The organism is Bacillus sp. 007/AIA-02/001 (assembly GCF_004634455.1).
Lineage (GTDB): Bacteria > Bacillota > Bacilli > Bacillales > Bacillaceae_G > Bacillus_A > Bacillus_A cereus.
The window spans coordinates 1-17418 of sequence record NZ_SEIY01000018.1 but is presented as its reverse complement, the minus strand read 5'-3'; the positions used below and the strand labels follow the sequence as shown (position 1 = coordinate 17418).

Genomic DNA, 17418 nt, shown 5'->3' with positions numbered 1-17418 from the left:
AAAAGCGAATTAAAAATTTTCAGAAAATTTAAAACTTGGAGGAGTGAAAGATGAAGCAAATTTTTCAAAAGAAGCCAATTGCAAAGTTAATGCATGAAAGTAAGCAAAAAACGTTAGCAAGAACATTGGGTGCGCTAGATTTAACTATGCTTGGAATCGGAGCAATTGTTGGAACTGGTATTTTTGTTCTAACGGGTGTTGTGGCAGCGAAACATTCTGGGCCAGCTATTATATTATCATTTGCGATTGCCGCGTTAGCTTGTGCCTTTGCTGCATTTTGTTATGCTGAATTTGCTTCTTCAGTTCCTGTCTCGGGCAGTGTGTATACGTATACATACGCGACGATGGGGGAAGTGTTCGCATTTTTAATTGGCTGGGACTTAATGCTTGAATATTTACTTGCTACATCTGCTGTAGCAAACGGTTGGTCTGCATATTTTCAATCTTTATTAAAGGGGTTTGGAATTCACATTCCGACTATTCTCTCCTCGGCTCCTGGTACAGGAAAGGGTGGAATAATTGATCTACCTGCAGTTCTAATTATTTTAGTGATGACAGTTCTTTTATCTAGGGGTGTTCGTGAAAGTGCACGAGTAAATAACATTATGGTATTTATTAAAATAGCAGTTGTTCTTATTTTTATCTTTGCTGGTTTTAATTATGTGAAACCTGAAAACTGGACGCCCTTTATGCCATTTGGTTTAGATGGTGTAATGGCTGGAGCGGCTACAGTATTCTTCGCATTTATAGGATTTGATGCAGTTTCAACAGCGGCAGAAGAAGTGAAACGTCCGCAACGTGATTTACCAATTGGTATTATTGCATCGTTATTAATTTGTACAGTTCTTTATATCGTTGTTTCGCTTATTTTGACAGGGATTGTTCCATACGGCCAGCTAAATATATCAGATCCAGTTGCTTTTGCACTTCAATTTATTGGACAAGATGGTTTAGCGGGGGTAATTTCAGTAGGAGCAATTACAGGAATTACAACAGTAATGCTAGTTATGATGTATGGGCAAGTTCGTGTTTCTTATGCGATGAGCCGAGATGGTTTACTGCCGAAGCGTCTTGCTAAAGTTCATCCGAAATTTAAAACGCCATTTTTAAATACATGGACAACGGGGATTATTGCGGCACTGATTTCAGGATTAATAGATTTAAATGTTTTAGCACATCTTGTAAATATGGGGACATTGTCAGCATTTGCACTTGTAGCTGTTGCAGTAATCGTAATGAGAAGAACTCATCCAGACTTACCAAGGGCATTTAAGGCTCCGCTTGTACCATTTTTACCAGCATTAACAGTGATTTTCTGTTTATACTTAATGCTTCAGTTATCAGGGACAGCGTGGATTAGTTTTGGGATATGGATGGTTATTGGTATAGCGGTTTACTTCTTATATAGCCGAAAACATAGTGCTTTAAATAATAGTAAAAAAGAAGAAGATGTTGCAAATTTATAAGCGAAAAAATCCATTCTAATTCTGTTAGAATGGATTTTTTTATTTGAAAATTTACATTTTTCTGAACTTGTTATAAGATAATTGTTGGCTAACTAAAGGGGTGGAATGATGAAAAATACGTGGCGTGAGTTAAGGGAGATGGACCGTAACGTATGGATTCGATTTATTGGAGAGACGTTAAATGGAATTGCAATGATGATGTTAATGCCTTTTTTTGCATTATATTTAAAAGATAAGGTAGATTCGTTGTTGGGAGTTGGGGTTATTATGGCGCTTTCTCCAATTGCTGCAAGCTTTGGATCACTTATAGGAGGGAGAATTGCTGACATATATGGAAGAAAGCCTATTATGATATTTTCTATGGCAAATAATGCATTATTAATGCTCGGTTTTCTATTTATAGAAGGATTTATTCCATATGCAATTTTATCTATTTTTTTAGGGTTGAGTAATTCTTTATTTCATCCAGCTGCATCAGCTATGGTCGCGGATGTAACGGCACCAGAAAAAAGAACAGAGGCATATGGTTTATTACGAATGGGACACAATATAGGTGCTGCGATTGGTCCGATAATGGGAGCATCAGTAGTTGTGTTGTCAAAGAACCTTGTGTTTATTATTGCCTCTTCTACAATGCTATTTTATGCGTTACTTGTATTACTTCTTATTCAAGAGACGATGCCAAAGAGTATAGATAAGGAAGAACATAAAGAAAAGGAATCTGGGGCAGTTTGGAAAATTGTAATGCGAGATAAGGCATTAATAATTTACTTATTAGCAGGTATTATCATTTCGATGGGGTTTTCTCAAACGGAAGGCATGCTGCCACTACATTTTGATAATGAAATGAAGCGTATTTTTGGAACGAATAATCCATATCCATATTTAATGGCGTTAAACGGACTATTAGTTGTTTTATTCCAGTTTCAAATTTCAAAATGGGCTACGGATAAACCAGTTGGGAAGACGATGTTATATGGTGCATGTTTATTCGGGATTGGATTATTTTTTATAGGGTGGTTACCGAAGTGGTTTGGAGAATTTAATACAAATGCTACAATTATTTTAATAACACTACTGTTCGTTTATGCTATATATACGTTAGGTGAAATGATTATGTCGCCTGTACAGATGACATTTGTAGCAAATTTGGCCCCTGAGCATTTGAGAGGGACTTATATGGGAGCTGCAAGTTTGCAGTGGATTACAGGAAGCGCATTTGGCCCACTTTTGGGAGGTTTTTTATTAGATCGGTTACTTGGTCACCTTCTATTTACAATTTTAGCTGTAGGATGTGTAGTTGCAGGTATTGTATATGTTTCTTTAGATCGCCTTGTTGAGCAAAGGCAAAAAGACACACTAACCAAACAATCTTCTTAGTGAATAGGTGACATACACAAAAAAGGGGATTTCTACATATTTTAGGTACATAACTAGATTAGATTGCCATTTTATTTTGTGTAGCTATATAGAAAATGAAATGAAAAACCAATAAGTGATGTTATTTAATTATTTATGGAAGTTACATTTTATTTCAAATAGGAACTACCTATTTTTATAAAAAGTGCTAAAATAGAAAAATGAAAACAATTGGTTAGGGTGATTTCATTGACGAAAATTAAATTAGGTTTATTATATGGTGGAAAATCAGCTGAGCATCAAGTTTCGCTACAGACGGCTCTTGCTGCTATTAAAGCGTTAAATCAAGATAAATTCGAGATTCATCCAATTTATATTACAGAACAAGGTCAATGGGTACGCGGTGAGCGTATTGAAGGCGAAGTAACAGATGTTGAAGCTTTAAAAATGAGCGGTGCAGAAAATGCGATTTCTCCGTTATCATTAAGTACAGAAATTATCCCATCTGCAGCTTCTGAGGAGAATGCTATTGACGTTATTTTTCCATTACTACATGGACCAAACGGTGAAGATGGAACGGTTCAAGGACTATTAGAATTAATGAATATCCCTTATGTAGGAAATGGTGTTCTAGCATCATCTGCTGGTATGGATAAAGTTGTTATGAAAAACATCTTTGCAGAGGCTGGTTTAAAACAAGCAAAATATGCATCCTTCATTCGTAGTGCATGGGAAAAAAATCGTGAGGAAGCTTATTCTACAGTAGAAGATAAGTTAGGATATCCTTGCTTCGTAAAACCAGCGAACCTTGGTTCAAGTGTTGGTATTAATAAGTGTAAAAATCGTGAAGAACTTGAGGATGCATTTGTAGAGGCATTCCAATTTGATCGCAAAATTATTGTAGAAGAAAATATTGTAGGTCGTGAAGTAGAAGTTGGGGTACTAGGTAATGATGAGCCGAAATGTTCAGTTGTAGGTGAAATCGTTCCGAAAAAGGACTTCTATGATTATAAGTCGAAATATATCGATGGTGATACGGCGCTAATTATTCCAGCTGAAATGACAGAAGAAGAATCTAATGTAATTAAGCGTGATGCAATTATTGCATTCCAATCATTAGACGGTGCAGGTTTAACGCGAGCTGATTTCTTCTTAACGAAAGATGGAGAAGTGTATATTAACGAAGTAAACACAATGCCAGGATTTACACCGTTCAGTATGTTCCCTCTATTATGGCAACATACTGGGTTACCGTATCCAGAATTAATCGAAGAGCTAATTCGTTTAGCGATTGAACGTCACGAAGAAAAACAAAAAATTAAATATACAATCTAACAAAAAAGGAGGAAGCACTATTCGTAGGAATAGTGCTTCCTCTATGTAAGGAGCGTTTCTATATGATAAAGCGAATGTTAAAGCAAGTGGAACAGATGGTAAATGGTACTGGATTAGCAGAGCAATATGAGGGAATTACTATTCAAGGCGTGTCTATTGATACAAGAAAAATTGAAAAAGGAAACTTGTATGTTCCGATTCAAGGGGAGCGCTTCGATGGACATGCTTTTGTAGATAAAGCTGTTGAAAATGGAGCTGTGGCTACATTATGGATGAAAGATGTAGCGAATCCACCTGAGAATCTTCCGGTTATTTTTGTGGAAGACACGCTATCCGCATTGCAAATGTTAGCGAAAAACTATCGCGATCAATTGGATGTTAAAGTTGTAGGTGTAACGGGTAGTAATGGTAAAACATCTACGAAAGATATTGTAACAAGTCTTCTTGCGACTAAATTCAAAGTGCAAAAAACAGAAGGGAACTTCAATAACCATATTGGATTACCTCTTACCATTTTAAACTTAGAAGAAAATACAGAAGTAGCAGTATTAGAGATGGGTATGTCAAGCCGAGGCGAAATTGAATTCTTATCTAAGTTAGCTCGTCCTAATGCAGCTATCATTACGAATATTGGTGAGGCACATTTAATGGATTTAGGGTCCCGTGAGGCAATTGCTGAAGCGAAATTAGAAATTGTTACAGGGTTACAAGAAGGTGGCGTGTTCGTATATAACGGAGATGAGCCTTTATTAACGAATCGTGTTCCTGAAATGAATTTAGCAGCAGAAACGGTTACGTTTGGTGATGCAAGAGCAAACGATTATTATCCAACGACTGTAACATTACAAGCAACTGGGACACATTTCAAAATGAATAGAGATGAAAATATTTCATTCTACTTACCTGTGTTAGGAAAACATAATGTGTATAATACACTTGCTTCAATGGCAATTGCGAAACATTTTGGTGTAACGTGGGAAGAGATGAAAGAAGGTTTAGTAACACTTCAAATGACGGGCATGCGTATGGAAATTGTGAAAACAAATAGTGGTTTAACAATTATCAACGATGCTTATAATGCAAGTCCGACGGCTATGGAAGCAGCATTCCATTTAATGAATGGTTTAGATGGTTTTGCTAAAAAAATCGTTGTGCTCGGTGATATGTTAGAACTTGGAGATCAAGAAGTACAGTTCCATTATGAGGTAGGAAAATTAATCGATCCAGCAAAAATCTCGCATGTATTCACATACGGTAGATTAGGGGCTCAAATTGCTGAAGGAGCGAAAATTAATTTCCCTAATGAACGTGTAAAGGCGTATGATAATAAAGAAGAGTTAGTAAAAGATTTACAAGCAGTAGTCGATGTGAAAGATGTTGTATTAATAAAAGCATCTCGCGGTATGAAATTAGAAGAAGTAATTACGATGTTGAAATAATTGGTGTATATAAATAGGGATGATAGTTACGAAAATAGAAGAAACTTATAATAAGCGCTTACAGTAAATATAAAAAAATAAAAGTGAAGAAAAAAACTCTGAATATGAAAATAAGGTAACAGTTGGGTTTGCTTTTTACACATACAAAACTTATAATTGATAAAGTGTAATAACGTTTAGAAGTATTTTCGTGAAGAATATACGCCCGTTTATATACGTGAGCATTCAGGAAAAGGGCTTTTCCGCAAATTCGGAAAACGCCTTTTTTTAAATGATAAGTATAGGATAGAAAAGGAGAAGTAACATTGACAACATTTCGAGAATTAGGATTAAGTGATTCTTTACTGCAATCTGTTGAAAGTATGGGCTTTGAAGAGGCTACACCAATTCAAGCTGAAACAATTCCACATGCATTGCAAGGTAAAGATATTATTGGGCAAGCGCAAACAGGTACAGGGAAAACAGCAGCATTCGGATTACCACTATTAGATAAAGTGGATACACATAAAGAATCGGTTCAAGGTATTGTTATCGCGCCAACGCGTGAATTAGCAATTCAAGTTGGAGAAGAATTATACAAAATTGGTAAGCATAAACGTGTTCGTATTTTACCAATTTATGGTGGTCAAGATATTAACCGCCAAATTCGTGCTCTAAAAAAACACCCACACATTATTGTTGGTACGCCGGGTCGTATTTTAGATCATATTAACCGTAAAACACTTCGCCTGCAAAACGTAGAGACAGTTGTTCTTGACGAAGCGGATGAAATGTTAAACATGGGCTTCATTGAAGACATTGAAGCAATTTTAACAGATGTGCCAGAAACACATCAAACATTACTATTCTCAGCGACAATGCCGGATCCAATCCGCCGTATTGCTGAGCGTTTCATGACTGAGCCTCAACACATTAAAGTAAAAGCAAAAGAAGTAACAATGCCAAACATTCAGCAGTTCTATTTAGAAGTGCAAGAAAAGAAAAAGTTTGACGTGTTAACACGCTTATTAGATATTCAATCTCCAGAGCTTGCAATCGTATTCGGTCGTACAAAGCGCCGTGTTGATGAATTATCAGAAGCATTAAACTTACGTGGTTATGCTGCAGAAGGTATTCATGGTGATTTAACTCAGGCGAAACGTATGTCTGTATTACGTAAATTTAAAGAAGGTTCTATTGAAGTTCTTGTTGCAACAGACGTTGCTGCACGTGGTCTTGATATTTCAGGCGTAACGCACGTATATAACTTCGATATTCCACAAGATCCAGAATCATACGTTCACCGTATCGGTCGTACTGGTCGTGCAGGTAAAAAAGGTATTGCAATGCTATTTGTAACACCACGTGAATCAGGACAATTAAAAAATATCGAGCGTACAACAAAACGTAAAATGGACCGTATGGATGCACCGACACTTGACGAGGCATTAGAAGGTCAACAACGTTTAATCGCTGAAAAGCTTCAAAGCACAATTGAAAATGAAAACTTAGCATACTACAAGCGTATTGCAGAAGAAATGTTAGAAGAAAATGACTCTGTAACAGTAGTAGCTGCTGCTTTAAAAATGATGACTAAAGAGCCGGATACAACTCCGATCGCTTTAACATCAGAACCACCTGTTGTTTCAAGAGGCGGCGGTTCTAAAAAACGCGGCGGTAACGGAGGCGGATACCGTGATGGTAACCGTAATCGTAGTCGTGATGCACGCGGCGGTGGCGATGGACGTAATCGTGACCGTAACCGTGATGGACGTAATCGTGACGGAAACCGTGATCGCAATCGTGATGGTAACCGCGATCGTAATCGTGATGGTGGTAGTCGTGGTCGTAGAGGTGAAGGCCAAGGTCGCCCTGGTTCTTCAAATGGACGCGGCGAAAGAAAACATCATAGCCGTCCACAAGCTTAATAAAAAAAGAGAATGCCCTTTGCGGGCATTCTCTTTTTTTATTTCTATAATTGTGCATACTACATAATAGTTATGATAGAAAAGGGGCTGTTATATGCTTGTAAGGCTTGGTTACGTTGCGATGAGTGTACATTTGAAGAATGCATCTCCATCTCAAACGATGACGTATGCACAGTTTCAGAAATTAGATGATCGTGCTGCTGCAATTCGTAAACTTGAAAGAATTGCCAATTCCAATTTAGAAAATTGTTTACGTTTATTAAAGCATAATAAAGGGCATGACATATCTTTCTTTCGGCTCAGTTCAAAGCTCATTCCTTTAGCGAATCATGAGGAATTGCTAGAGTGGAACTATATTCGTCCTTTAAAAGAAAATTTAAAAAAACTAGGTGAATATGCAGTTCATATGAATATGAGAATTGATTTCCATCCAGATCATTTTGTTGTACTAAATTCACCTGAGGAGAGTGTTTTTAAACAATCTGTAAAAACATTGCAGATGCACAAAAAATTATTAAAAGGCATGGGGATTGAACATAAGCAACGATGTGTACTGCATGTTGGAGGAGGATATAAAGATAAAGAACTTGCATTAGAGCGCTTTATAGAGAATTGGTCGAATGTCCCAAGGGGTATTCAAGAAATGATTATATTAGAAAATGATGATACAACCTTTACGTTAGAGGAAACATTATATTTAGGAGAAAAATTAGATATTCCCGTCGTATTTGACTTGCATCACCATATGATGAATAATGAGCAAGAAGATTGGTATGAAGATTGGGCACGTGTCGTTCATACGTGGGAAACGTCTTTGTTGCCAGTTAAAATGCATATCTCTAGCCCTAGAGAGGGAAAAGATCCAAGAGCTCATGCAGATTATATTAATGTAGAGACATTTTTATCTTTTTTAAGAAGGATAAAGGGAAGTGTTCCGCAAATTGATTGTATGATTGAGGCGAAGATGAAGGATGAGTCTTTATTTCAATTAATGAGAGATTTAAGTGAACAAGTAGATGTAGAAATTATCGATGGTGCAAGCTTTTATATTAAATAAGCTTTGCACCATCGTTTTTTTGGGTTAAAAAAGGGGTTAAAATGCCACCGGTTATTAAACCTGTTAAATGACTGATCGGATTGGCAGAAGGGTTAAAGAAAGTAAATAGTAGTAATAGAAGAATCATAATTGAGAAAATGGCAATTTCTTTTGGTTTTGAAGAGCGGTATCGATTGTACAATAAAAATAACTGTGCACCTAATAGTCCGAAAATACCACCTGATGCACCTGCGTGAATATATTCAAGCGGCATAATAATATAAGAAGAAATATTTCCAGAAATTCCAGAGAGAAAAAATAGAATAAAAAAAGAAAAGTGTCCGAGTTGCTTTTCGATAGAAGAACCAAGAGCAAACAAAAAAATACTATTAGAAAGAAAATGTTGTAAGTCTACGTGTACGAGAAGAGAAGTTATGACACGCCACCATTCTCCTTTAGCGATATATTCATTAGAGGCTGCCAGTGGTAAGAGAAAAAAGTCGCCTAATATCATCATGACTAAATGAATAAGAAGTAAGGTAAGAATAGTCGGTTGTAAAGAAATATGAGTGGATCTTATTAGCATACGGTTACTTTCACCCCTTTTGCATCAGAAAGATTCTCTGTTATTCTTATCAATATGAAAGAAGAAAGTTAAATAGAAGAAGGGGATTTCGAAATGATTATAGGGATTGGTATCGATATTATTGAATTAAATCGTATTGAAAAAATGCTAGATGGAAAGCTTAAATTTATGGAACGTATTTTAACGGAAAATGAACGTAATGTTGCTATGGAGCTGAAAGGAAGTCGTCTTACAGAGTTTGTAGCTGGAAGGTTTGCAGCGAAAGAGGCGTATTCAAAAGCTGTAGGTACTGGTATCGGAAAAGAAGTGAGTTTTTTAGATATTGAAGTGAAAAATGATGAAAGAGGTAAGCCAATTCTGATTACAAGTACAGAGTATATTGTTCATTTATCAATTAGTCATAGTAAGGAATTTGCTGTTGCTCAAGTTGTTTTAGAAAGCTCGTCACGCTAGTCTGCATATTTTATATCTTTGTCTCATATATTTGAGGTAGCGATAAGGAAGGTACATCTTCCATTCATTTATAGGGGCAAAGGGGCTGAATTGATGAAAAGGCGTCTGTTTTTAGTTCTTGTCGGTTTGTTGACCGTTTTTGTGTTGGCGGGTTGTGTGGAAAAGAAGCAAGATGATGTCGTGAGAGATTTAGAATCAAAAGTAAAAGGGATGAAAAGTTATCAAGCTGAGGCAAAATTATCTATTAAAACAGGCAATGAGCCTCAAGAGTATAACGTAGAGATTTGGCATAAGGAACCGTCTTTTTATCGTGTGAATTTAAAGAATGCAAAAAAAGATCAGAGCCAAATTATTTTGAGAAATGAAGAAGGTGTATTTGTATTAACGCCAGCACTTAATAAGAGCTTCCGTTTTCAAAGTGATTGGCCGCAAAATAGTAGCCAGGCTTATTTATATGAATCACTTGTAAGAGATATTTTGCAGGACAAGAAAAACCTTACTTTTGAGAAAACAGATAAGTATTATATTTTTAAAACAAAAACAAACTATCAACATCAAAATATGTTGCCGAGACAAGAGATTACATTGAATAAGAGCGACTTGACTCCAGTTTCAGTGAAGTTAATGGATAATGATCAAAATGTTCTTGTGAAAGTAGATTTCTCTAAAGTGAAATTCGATGCGAAATTTGATAAAGGTGCATTTGATACGAAACAAAATATGTCTAGAGCACAGGTAGATGTTCAAACAACAGCGAAAGAAGACAAACCGTTTGCTATTTTGTATCCACTTGATACACCACAAGGTATGACTCTGAAAGATGAAAAAGAGTTGAAGACAGACAGTGGCAAGCGTGCGATACTCACATACACTGGAAATAAGAAATCCTTTACTTTAATACAAGAAAAGGCAAAAGTTGCAGAGGCATCATCAGCGGTAAGTGTAAGTGGAGAACCAGTTGATCTTGGGTTTACGATTGGTGCATTGACGAAAGACTCTGTAACGTGGTCGCATAACGGAGTAGAATATATGCTCGTGTCTAAAGGTTTAGAGCCGAAGGAGCTGTTAATGGTTGCTCGTTCAGTTACAGCGAAGCAGGTGAAGTAAACTTCTTAGACGTGGTGATATATGTGCACCACGTCTTTTCTTAGTTTGAAGGTGGATTTCATAAAAGAAGCATATAAAAGAATAAGCTTCGCATATCGTGTATAAGGAAGTGTATTTATGGAAGAAGCACCATTTTACCGTGACACTTGGGTGGAAGTGGATTTAGATGCCATTTATAACAACGTTACACATATTAAAGAGTTCATCCCAAGTAATGTAGAGATTTTTGCTGTAGTTAAAGCAAACGCATATGGGCACGATTATGTACCGGTGGCTAAAACGGCATTAGAAGCAGGTGCAACAAGGTTAGCTGTTGCTTTTTTAGATGAAGCTTTAGTGCTTCGGAGGGCTGGTATTACTGAACCGATTTTAGTGTTAGGTCCCTCGCCGCCGCGTGATGTAAATGTAGCTGCTGAAAATGATGTAGCGCTAACTGTTTTTCAAAAAGAATGGGTGGAAGAAGCAATTAAACTTTGGGATGGTTCATCTGTAATGAAATTCCATATTAACTTTGATAGTGGTATGGGGAGAATTGGAATACGTGAAAGAAAAGAGCTAAAAGAATTTTTAAAGAGTTTAGAGGGTGCACCGTTTTTAGAGTTAGAAGGAGTATACACGCATTTTGCAACGGCAGATGAGGTTGAGACTTCGTATTTTGATAAGCAATATAACACGTTCTTGGAGCAGTTAAGTTGGTTGAAAGAATTCGGAGTGGATCCTAAGTTTGTTCATACAGCTAATAGTGCTGCGACGTTACGTTTTCAAGGGATTACATTTAATGCAGTGCGAATTGGGATTGCAATGTATGGATTATCTCCTTCTGTAGAAATACGTCCTTTTTTACCATTTGAATTAGAACCGGCGCTATCACTTCATACGAAAGTTGCTCATATTAAACAGGTAATTAAAGGTGATGGAATTAGTTATAACGTCACCTATCGAACGAAAACTGAAGAATGGATTGCGACTGTAGCGATTGGCTATGCAGATGGGTGGCTTAGAAGGTTACAAGGATTTGAAGTGCTTATAAATGGTAAAAGGGTACCGATTGTAGGGCGAGTAACAATGGATCAGTTCATGATTCATCTTCCTTGTGAAGTGCCACTTGGTACGAAAGTTACGCTTATTGGAAGGCAAGGAGATGAGTATATTAGCGCTACAGAGGTTGCGGAATACTCAGGGACTATTAATTATGAAATTATTGCAACGATCAGTTTCCGTGTGCCAAGAATATTTATACGGAATGGTAAGGTTGTAGAGATAATTAATTACTTGAACAATATATAGAAGGTAGTATGATTGCTTCTTGTCATTGGAGTGACTGTTCATTGCTGGATAATAAGCTCTTTTTGATGAGAAGCTTTTTACTTATAATCATTTTTTATATAAGTTGCACGTAAGTTTTGAAGAGGAGTTCTATTGTTTTTAGTTAGTTATGAGATAAAAAATTTAAGAAGATGAATGTTTTGTTTGTGAATTGGAAAACATAAGCAAGGAATAAGGAAGTCTTTGCAACAGGCTCCATACAATGGTATTATTACAATAGGTGTCATATATATATTTGGGTGTGTAGTTGACGGTGGAGGTGTATTTTTGTGTCCGAATCAAGTGTAACTACTGAAATCGTGGTTCGGTTGCCAAAGCAAATGGTAACGGAATTGGACGGAATTGGAAAACAAGAGAATAAGAATCGCCATGAACTAATTTGCCAGGCAACACAATTGTTATTGCGTCAACATAAGACGAAGAAACGCTACCAACATGAATCAATGCGACGTGGGTACATTGAAATGGGAAAAATTAATCTTGGTATTGCATCTGAAGCTTTCTTAGCAGAGTATGAAGCAGCTCATACAGTAGAACGCTTAGTTAGCGGGGGGTAATATTTTGATTGTAAAACGCGGCGACGTGTATTTTGCAGACCTTTCCCCAGTTGTTGGTTCTGAGCAAGGAGGCGTTCGTCCGGTTCTTGTCATTCAAAATGACATCGGAAATCGTTTTAGTCCAACGGTGATTGTAGCGGCTATTACTGCACAGATTCAAAAAGCGAAATTACCCACTCATGTGGAAATTGATGCGAAAAAGTATGGTTTTGAGAGAGATTCTGTTATTTTACTTGAGCAGATTCGAACAATCGATAAGCAACGCTTAACGGACAAAATCACTCATTTGGATGAAGTGATGATGAGTCGTGTAGATGAAGCGTTACAAATTAGTTTAGGACTAATAGATTTTTAAATCGGCAGTTTAAGTTGCTCTCTTTGAAGGGCAACTTTTTTTATTATAGAGGAGGTTACGGTTGTATATGGAAATGGTAGATAATCGACAAGCGTTAATGAAAATGTTAGTGAAAGAATTAGGCTTTACCGAAAAGCAAGTTCGTCATGTTATTCAATTAACAGAAGAAGGTAACACAGTTCCATTTATTGCTCGTTACCGAAAAGAATGGACAGGCTCTTTAGATGAGGTGCAAATTCGTACGATTTTAGAGAGATGGCAATATATGATGCAACTTGAAGATAGGAAGGAAGAAGTTCTTCGTCTTATTGATGAGAAGGGGAAACTGACAGAAGAGCTACGACAGCAAATTGTTAAAGCTACAAAGTTGCAAGAAGTAGAAGATCTATATCGTCCATATAAAGAGAAAAGAAGAACGAAAGCGACAATTGCTAAAGAAAAAGGATTAGAACCATTAGCTGAATGGTTATTGTTATATAAGAAAGAAGATCCGGCTAAAAAGGCAGTGGAATTTATTAATGTAGAGAAAGAAGTGCAATCTGCAGAAGAAGCTTTACAAGGTGCACAAGACATTATTGCAGAAATGGTTTCAGATGAAGCTGCGTATCGTAGTTGGATTCGAAATGTTACTTTTAGAAAAGGTGTTATGTCTTCGTCCGTGAAAGATGAAGAAAAAGATGAAAAGAATATATATGAAATGTATTACAGTTATGAAGAACCATTGCAAAAAGTAGTGCCACATCGTGTATTAGCAATGAATCGTGGCGAGAAAGAAGATATATTGAGAGTTGCTGTTGTTCCGCCAGTAGATGAGATAGTAACTTTTTTAAATAAGAAAGTAATTCGTGATAACGATTCGAAAAGTGCACATTATGTACAATTAGCGATTGAAGATGGTTATAAACGATTAATTCAATCTTCAATCGAAAGAGAAATTCGTAAAGAATTAACAGAAACAGCTGAAGAACAAGCGATACATATTTTCTCTGAGAACTTACGTAACTTATTATTACAACCTCCGATGAAAGGGAAAGTCGTGCTAGCGGTAGATCCGGCATATAGAACTGGTTGTAAATTGTCTGTAGTAGATGATACGGGGAAAGTACTACATATCGATGTTATTTATCCGCATCCACCTGTTCGTAAATATGATGATGCAAAAACGAAAGTTCTTTCTATTATAGATAAATATCAAGTTGAAATGATTGCAATTGGTAATGGGACAGCATCTAGAGAAACAGAAGAGTTTATAGTAGATGTATTACAAAGTGTGAACCGAGATGTCTTTTATATTATTGTAAATGAAGCGGGTGCTAGTGTATATTCAGCTTCTGATTTAGCTCGTGAGGAATTCCCAAATTTACAAGTTGAAGAGAGAAGTGCCGTTTCTATTGGAAGACGTCTGCAAGATCCACTTGCTGAACTTGTGAAAATTGATCCTAAATCAGTTGGGGTTGGACAATACCAACATGATGTATCTCAAAAGAGACTGAATGAGTCATTAACATTTGTAGTAGAAACAGCTGTTAACCAAGTTGGGGTTAATGTAAATACGGCTTCGGTTGCATTGTTACAATATGTTTCAGGTTTATCGAAAACTGTTGCGAAAAATATTGTGGCAAAGAGAGAAGAAGATGGGAAATTCACGAAGCGCACGGAATTAAAGAAAATCCCGCGTTTAGGTGCAAAGACGTATGAACAATGTATAGGTTTCTTACGTATACTAGAAGGAGCGAATCCATTAGATCGAACAGGTATTCATCCAGAGCAATATAAGAATGTTGAATTGTTATTGAAGAGTCTAGGGTTATCGATAGATGACGTAGGACAACCGCAATTACAAAAGAGATTGGAAGAAGTAGAGATTTCTAAGTTATCTCAAGAAACAGGAGTTGGGGAGCCGACGTTAGTTGATATTATAGATGCACTTATTAGTCCAGAAAGAGATATGAGGGATGAGTTGCCTAAACCACTTCTGAAAAAAGGGATTTTGAAATTAGAAGATTTAAAACGTGGTATGGAATTAGAAGGAACAGTTCGTAACGTTGTTGATTTTGGTGCTTTTGTTGATGTTGGCGTAAAGCAAGATGGTTTAGTACATATTTCTAAACTTAGCAAACAGTTTGTAAAGCATCCGTTAGATGTTGTATCAGTAGGGCAAATTGTAAAAGTATGGGTAGATGATATTGATACAAAAAAAGGACGCGTTGCACTATCTATGTTGCCGATTGAATAGTAAGAGAAGAGAGCAGATGAAACTGCTCTTTTTTTATGGAATAAAAAGTGTAATGGATTATGAGCTTTGATGTATTTTGCTATAATAAAACCAGCATTCATTTAATAATTTAATTTGATACCGGTTTTTTTCGAAATATGCACGTTGCATTTGTTTTTTTAGCCACGTAGGCATAGGAATCCCTCCTTGTTTAATCCTGCTCTCAAAAATCTAAAATGCTATTGATGAGAGGTTGGTGAGTGGATTTCTATTCATGTTTTGTTTTTAGAAACCACGCTTCTTACATGAGGATGGGTATATGTACTATTTAATATATGTATAAGAAGGGAGAAAAGTGTAAAAATATTTTTTTGTTTAGGAGGAATGAGAGTGGATGAGCAAGAAATTCAGCGACTAGTGGAAGAAGTGTCACTACAATACTTTGAGGTACCGTTCTTACATAAAGCAGTGTTTAATAATAGATTACGTACAACTGGTGGGCGTTATTTATTGAAGAGTCATAATATCGAACTGAATTATCGATATTACGAAGTGTATGGTGAAGAAGAGTTAGTCGGGATTATTAAACATGAGCTTTGTCATTATCACTTACATATTGCAGGAAGAGGGTATAAGCACAGGGACAGGGATTTTCGTGAGTTGTTAAAGAAAGTTGATGCACCACGTTTTTGTAAACAAATGATTAATGAAGAGAAGGAAAAAAAGATTTATAAGTATGAATGTATGGAGTGTTCACTTCAATATGTAAGAAGGCGTCAAATAAATACAAAAAGATATGTCTGTGGAAAGTGTAAAGGGAAACTCAAACCGATATCGAAAACATCTTGACAGTAAAAACGCAATCCAGTATATTATAAACATGTCACGTTTGAACAAGATGTTGTTAAAAACTTCTTGACTTACAGAGAGAAATTTTATAAGATACAAATTGTCTTCATTATTCCGCAGTAGCTCAGTGGTAGAGCTATCGGCTGTTAACCGATCGGTCGTAGGTTCGAGTCCTACCTGCGGAGCCATACAGAGAAGTACCCAAGTGGCTCAAGGGGCTCCCCTGCTAAGGGAGTAGATCGCTAACGCGGTGCGAGGGTTCGAATCCCTTCTTCTCTGCCATACATATTGGCCCGTTGGTCAAGTGGTTAAGACACCGCCCTTTCACGGCGGTAACACGGGTTCGAATCCCGTACGGGTCACCACTTTTGGAGGATTAGCTCAGCTGGGAGAGCACCTGCCTTACAAGCAGGGGGTCGGCGGTTCGATCCCGTCATCCTCCACCATATAATTTTATATGAATAGTATTGTCGCGGGGTGGAGCAGCACGGTAGCTCGTCGGGCTCATAACCCGAAGGTCGCAGGTTCAAATCCTGTCCCCGCAACCAAATGGTCCCGTGGTGTAGTGGTTAACATGCCTGCCTGTCACGCAGGAGATCGCCGGTTCGACCCCGGTCGGGACCGCCATTTTAACTTCTGCTATATAGCAGTTGTTTTTTATTGGACATTATGGTACAATAACATTTGTCTTTGAAAAGAAGATAATTATTTCGATGGGCTATAGCCAAGCGGTAAGGCAACGGACTTTGACTCCGTCATGCGCTGGTTCGAATCCAGCTAGCCCAGCCATTTACGAGCCATTAGCTCAGTTGGTAGAGCATCTGACTTTTAATCAGAGGGTCGAAGGTTCGAGTCCTTCATGGCTCACTTTTGTTTTTTCCGCGCGGTCGTGGCGGAACGGCAGACGCGCTAGGTTGAGGGCCTAGTGGGGGAAACCCCGTGGAGGTTCAAGTCCTCTCGGCCGCATCAAAAAAATCTTAAAAAAGTACTTGCATTTGAAAATGTAGTATGATAAGATAATTGAGTCGCCAAATTACAACGACGAAAAAACATCATGAATAAGCGCCCGTAGCTCAATTGGATAGAGCGTTTGACTACGGATCAAGAGGTTAGGGGTTCGACTCCTCTCGGGCGCGCCAATTACGGGAAGTGGCTCAGCTTGGTAGAGCACCTGGTTTGGGACCAGGGGGTCGCAGGTTCAAATCCTGTCTTCCCGACCACGCGGGTGTAGTTTAGTGGTAAAACAAGAGCCTTCCAAGCTCTGGTCGAGAGTTCGATTCTCTTCACCCGCTTTTAGTTCTTTGAAAACTGAACGAAACAAACAACGTGAAACGTCAATTTTTATTTTAGATGCTAGACAAACTAACTTTATTGGAGAGTTTGATCCTGGCTCAGGATGAACGCTGGCGGCGTGCCTAATACATGCAA

General features: G+C 37.4%; 15 protein-coding genes, 12 tRNA genes and 1 rRNA gene. 26 read left to right on the top strand and 2 right to left on the bottom strand.

The annotated features are described in order from the left end of the window. Nucleotides 1–50 precede the first annotated feature (50 nt). The 6 genes from bcaP to uvsE all read left to right on the top strand — a co-directional run bounded on the left by bcaP (nucleotide 51) and on the right by uvsE (nucleotide 8563). Nucleotides 51–1466, top strand: a complete 1416-nt coding sequence (gene bcaP / locus ES895_RS24290) for a branched-chain amino acid transporter BcaP (protein ID WP_000809349.1) — start codon at nucleotides 51–53, stop codon at nucleotides 1464–1466. Nucleotides 1467–1574: 108 nt separating this feature from the next. Continuing rightward, nucleotides 1575–2846, top strand: a complete 1272-nt coding sequence (locus tag ES895_RS24285; protein ID WP_135238709.1) for an MDR family MFS transporter — start codon at nucleotides 1575–1577, stop codon at nucleotides 2844–2846. A 228-nt stretch (nucleotides 2847–3074) separates the two neighbouring features. Continuing rightward, a complete protein-coding gene (locus ES895_RS24280; protein ID WP_135238708.1) occupies nucleotides 3075–4160 on the top strand; it encodes a D-alanine--D-alanine ligase in 1086 nt (361 codons plus the stop codon). A gap of 62 nt (nucleotides 4161–4222) precedes the next feature. Further along, entirely contained in the window at nucleotides 4223–5599 is a 1377-nt protein-coding gene (murF, locus tag ES895_RS24275; RefSeq protein WP_000595961.1) for a UDP-N-acetylmuramoyl-tripeptide--D-alanyl-D-alanine ligase, read from the top strand. A 305-nt stretch (nucleotides 5600–5904) separates the two neighbouring features. Then, nucleotides 5905–7506, top strand: a complete 1602-nt coding sequence (gene cshA / locus ES895_RS24270; RefSeq protein WP_000206585.1) for a degradosome RNA helicase CshA — start codon at nucleotides 5905–5907, stop codon at nucleotides 7504–7506. Between the two features lie 94 nt (nucleotides 7507–7600). Then, nucleotides 7601–8563: a UV DNA damage repair endonuclease UvsE gene (gene uvsE / locus ES895_RS24265; RefSeq protein WP_098570640.1), complete on the top strand. Its 963-nt coding sequence runs from the start codon at nucleotides 7601–7603 to the stop codon at nucleotides 8561–8563. Here uvsE and ES895_RS24260 read toward each other — a convergent pair. Further along, entirely contained in the window at nucleotides 8556–9128 is a 573-nt protein-coding gene (locus tag ES895_RS24260) for a rhomboid family intramembrane serine protease (RefSeq protein WP_000908524.1), read from the bottom strand. The two genes, uvsE and ES895_RS24260, sit on opposite strands and share 8 nt — an antisense overlap. Before the next feature lie 93 nt (nucleotides 9129–9221). Here ES895_RS24260 and acpS point away from each other — a divergent pair, with 93 nt between their 5' ends. From acpS to ES895_RS24230, 6 genes are all read left to right on the top strand, one after another. After that, nucleotides 9222–9581, top strand: coding sequence for a holo-ACP synthase (gene acpS / locus ES895_RS24255; RefSeq protein ID WP_000583417.1), 360 nt, complete (start codon nucleotides 9222–9224; stop codon nucleotides 9579–9581). 156 nt (nucleotides 9582–9737) lie between these two features. Next, complete coding sequence (locus tag ES895_RS24250) at nucleotides 9738–10688, top strand: LolA family protein (protein WP_002060618.1); 951 nt, start codon at nucleotides 9738–9740, stop codon at nucleotides 10686–10688. A gap of 117 nt (nucleotides 10689–10805) precedes the next feature. Then, entirely contained in the window at nucleotides 10806–11975 is a 1170-nt protein-coding gene (gene alr / locus ES895_RS24245) for an alanine racemase (RefSeq protein ID WP_000390617.1), read from the top strand. Between the two features lie 308 nt (nucleotides 11976–12283). After that, a complete protein-coding gene (locus ES895_RS24240) occupies nucleotides 12284–12571 on the top strand; it encodes an antitoxin EndoAI (protein WP_000004570.1) in 288 nt (95 codons plus the stop codon). Between the two features lie 4 nt (nucleotides 12572–12575). Beyond that, nucleotides 12576–12926, top strand: a complete 351-nt coding sequence (gene ndoA, locus ES895_RS24235) for a type II toxin-antitoxin system endoribonuclease NdoA (RefSeq protein ID WP_000635965.1) — start codon at nucleotides 12576–12578, stop codon at nucleotides 12924–12926. A gap of 67 nt (nucleotides 12927–12993) precedes the next feature. After that, nucleotides 12994–15162: a Tex family protein gene (locus ES895_RS24230; protein WP_000426236.1), complete on the top strand. Its 2169-nt coding sequence runs from the start codon at nucleotides 12994–12996 to the stop codon at nucleotides 15160–15162. 57 nt (nucleotides 15163–15219) lie between these two features. On the opposite strand, the gene cmpA is transcribed toward ES895_RS24230, so the two are convergent. After that, nucleotides 15220–15336 carry a cortex morphogenetic protein CmpA gene (cmpA, locus tag ES895_RS24225; RefSeq protein WP_001143642.1) on the bottom strand — a complete coding sequence of 39 codons (117 nt, stop codon included), beginning with the start codon at nucleotides 15334–15336 and terminating at the stop codon, nucleotides 15220–15222. A 195-nt stretch (nucleotides 15337–15531) separates the two neighbouring features. Here cmpA and ES895_RS24220 point away from each other — a divergent pair, with 195 nt between their 5' ends. The 14 genes from ES895_RS24220 to ES895_RS24155 form a co-directional block, all read left to right on the top strand. Continuing rightward, nucleotides 15532–15990: a SprT family protein gene (locus ES895_RS24220; protein WP_000344241.1), complete on the top strand. Its 459-nt coding sequence runs from the start codon at nucleotides 15532–15534 to the stop codon at nucleotides 15988–15990. A gap of 113 nt (nucleotides 15991–16103) precedes the next feature. After that, a tRNA-Asn gene (locus ES895_RS24215) sits at nucleotides 16104–16178 on the top strand. 3 nt (nucleotides 16179–16181) lie between these two features. Then, nucleotides 16182–16272: transfer RNA gene (locus ES895_RS24210), tRNA-Ser, on the top strand. Nucleotides 16273–16280: 8 nt separating this feature from the next. Next, a tRNA-Glu gene (locus ES895_RS24205) sits at nucleotides 16281–16355 on the top strand. Nucleotides 16356–16360: 5 nt separating this feature from the next. After that, nucleotides 16361–16436, top strand: a tRNA-Val gene (locus ES895_RS24200). Nucleotides 16437–16461: 25 nt separating this feature from the next. Beyond that, nucleotides 16462–16538 (top strand) — tRNA-Met (locus tag ES895_RS24195). A 3-nt stretch (nucleotides 16539–16541) separates the two neighbouring features. Further along, nucleotides 16542–16617: transfer RNA gene (locus ES895_RS24190), tRNA-Asp, on the top strand. Between the two features lie 87 nt (nucleotides 16618–16704). Continuing rightward, nucleotides 16705–16779 (top strand) — tRNA-Gln (locus ES895_RS24185). A 5-nt stretch (nucleotides 16780–16784) separates the two neighbouring features. Next, nucleotides 16785–16857, top strand: a tRNA-Lys gene (locus tag ES895_RS24180). A gap of 16 nt (nucleotides 16858–16873) precedes the next feature. Further along, nucleotides 16874–16956 (top strand) — tRNA-Leu (locus tag ES895_RS24175). Between the two features lie 96 nt (nucleotides 16957–17052). Then, a tRNA-Arg gene (locus ES895_RS24170) sits at nucleotides 17053–17129 on the top strand. A gap of 4 nt (nucleotides 17130–17133) precedes the next feature. After that, a tRNA-Pro gene (locus tag ES895_RS24165) sits at nucleotides 17134–17210 on the top strand. A gap of 1 nt (nucleotide 17211) precedes the next feature. Further along, nucleotides 17212–17282, top strand: a tRNA-Gly gene (locus tag ES895_RS24160). A gap of 76 nt (nucleotides 17283–17358) precedes the next feature. Further along, nucleotides 17359–17418: ribosomal RNA gene (locus ES895_RS24155) — 16S ribosomal RNA — on the top strand; the annotation flags it as partial.

Excerpts from the sequence above, each read along its gene's own strand:
- bcaP (WP_000809349.1), top strand. The coding sequence starts at position 51 with ATGAAGCAAATTTTTCAAAAGAAGCCAATTGCAAAGTTAATGCATGAA.
- ES895_RS24285 (WP_135238709.1), top strand. The coding sequence starts at position 1,575 with ATGAAAAATACGTGGCGTGAGTTAAGGGAGATGGACCGTAACGTATGG.
- murF (WP_000595961.1), top strand. The coding sequence starts at position 4,223 with ATGATAAAGCGAATGTTAAAGCAAGTGGAACAGATGGTAAATGGTACT.
- uvsE (WP_098570640.1), top strand. The coding sequence starts at position 7,601 with ATGCTTGTAAGGCTTGGTTACGTTGCGATGAGTGTACATTTGAAGAAT.
- ES895_RS24260 (WP_000908524.1), bottom strand. The coding sequence starts at position 9,128 with ATGCTAATAAGATCCACTCATATTTCTTTACAACCGACTATTCTTACC.
- acpS (WP_000583417.1), top strand. The coding sequence starts at position 9,222 with ATGATTATAGGGATTGGTATCGATATTATTGAATTAAATCGTATTGAA.
- alr (WP_000390617.1), top strand. The coding sequence starts at position 10,806 with ATGGAAGAAGCACCATTTTACCGTGACACTTGGGTGGAAGTGGATTTA.
- ES895_RS24230 (WP_000426236.1), top strand. The coding sequence starts at position 12,994 with ATGGAAATGGTAGATAATCGACAAGCGTTAATGAAAATGTTAGTGAAA.
- cmpA (WP_001143642.1), bottom strand. The coding sequence starts at position 15,336 with ATGCCTACGTGGCTAAAAAAACAAATGCAACGTGCATATTTCGAAAAA.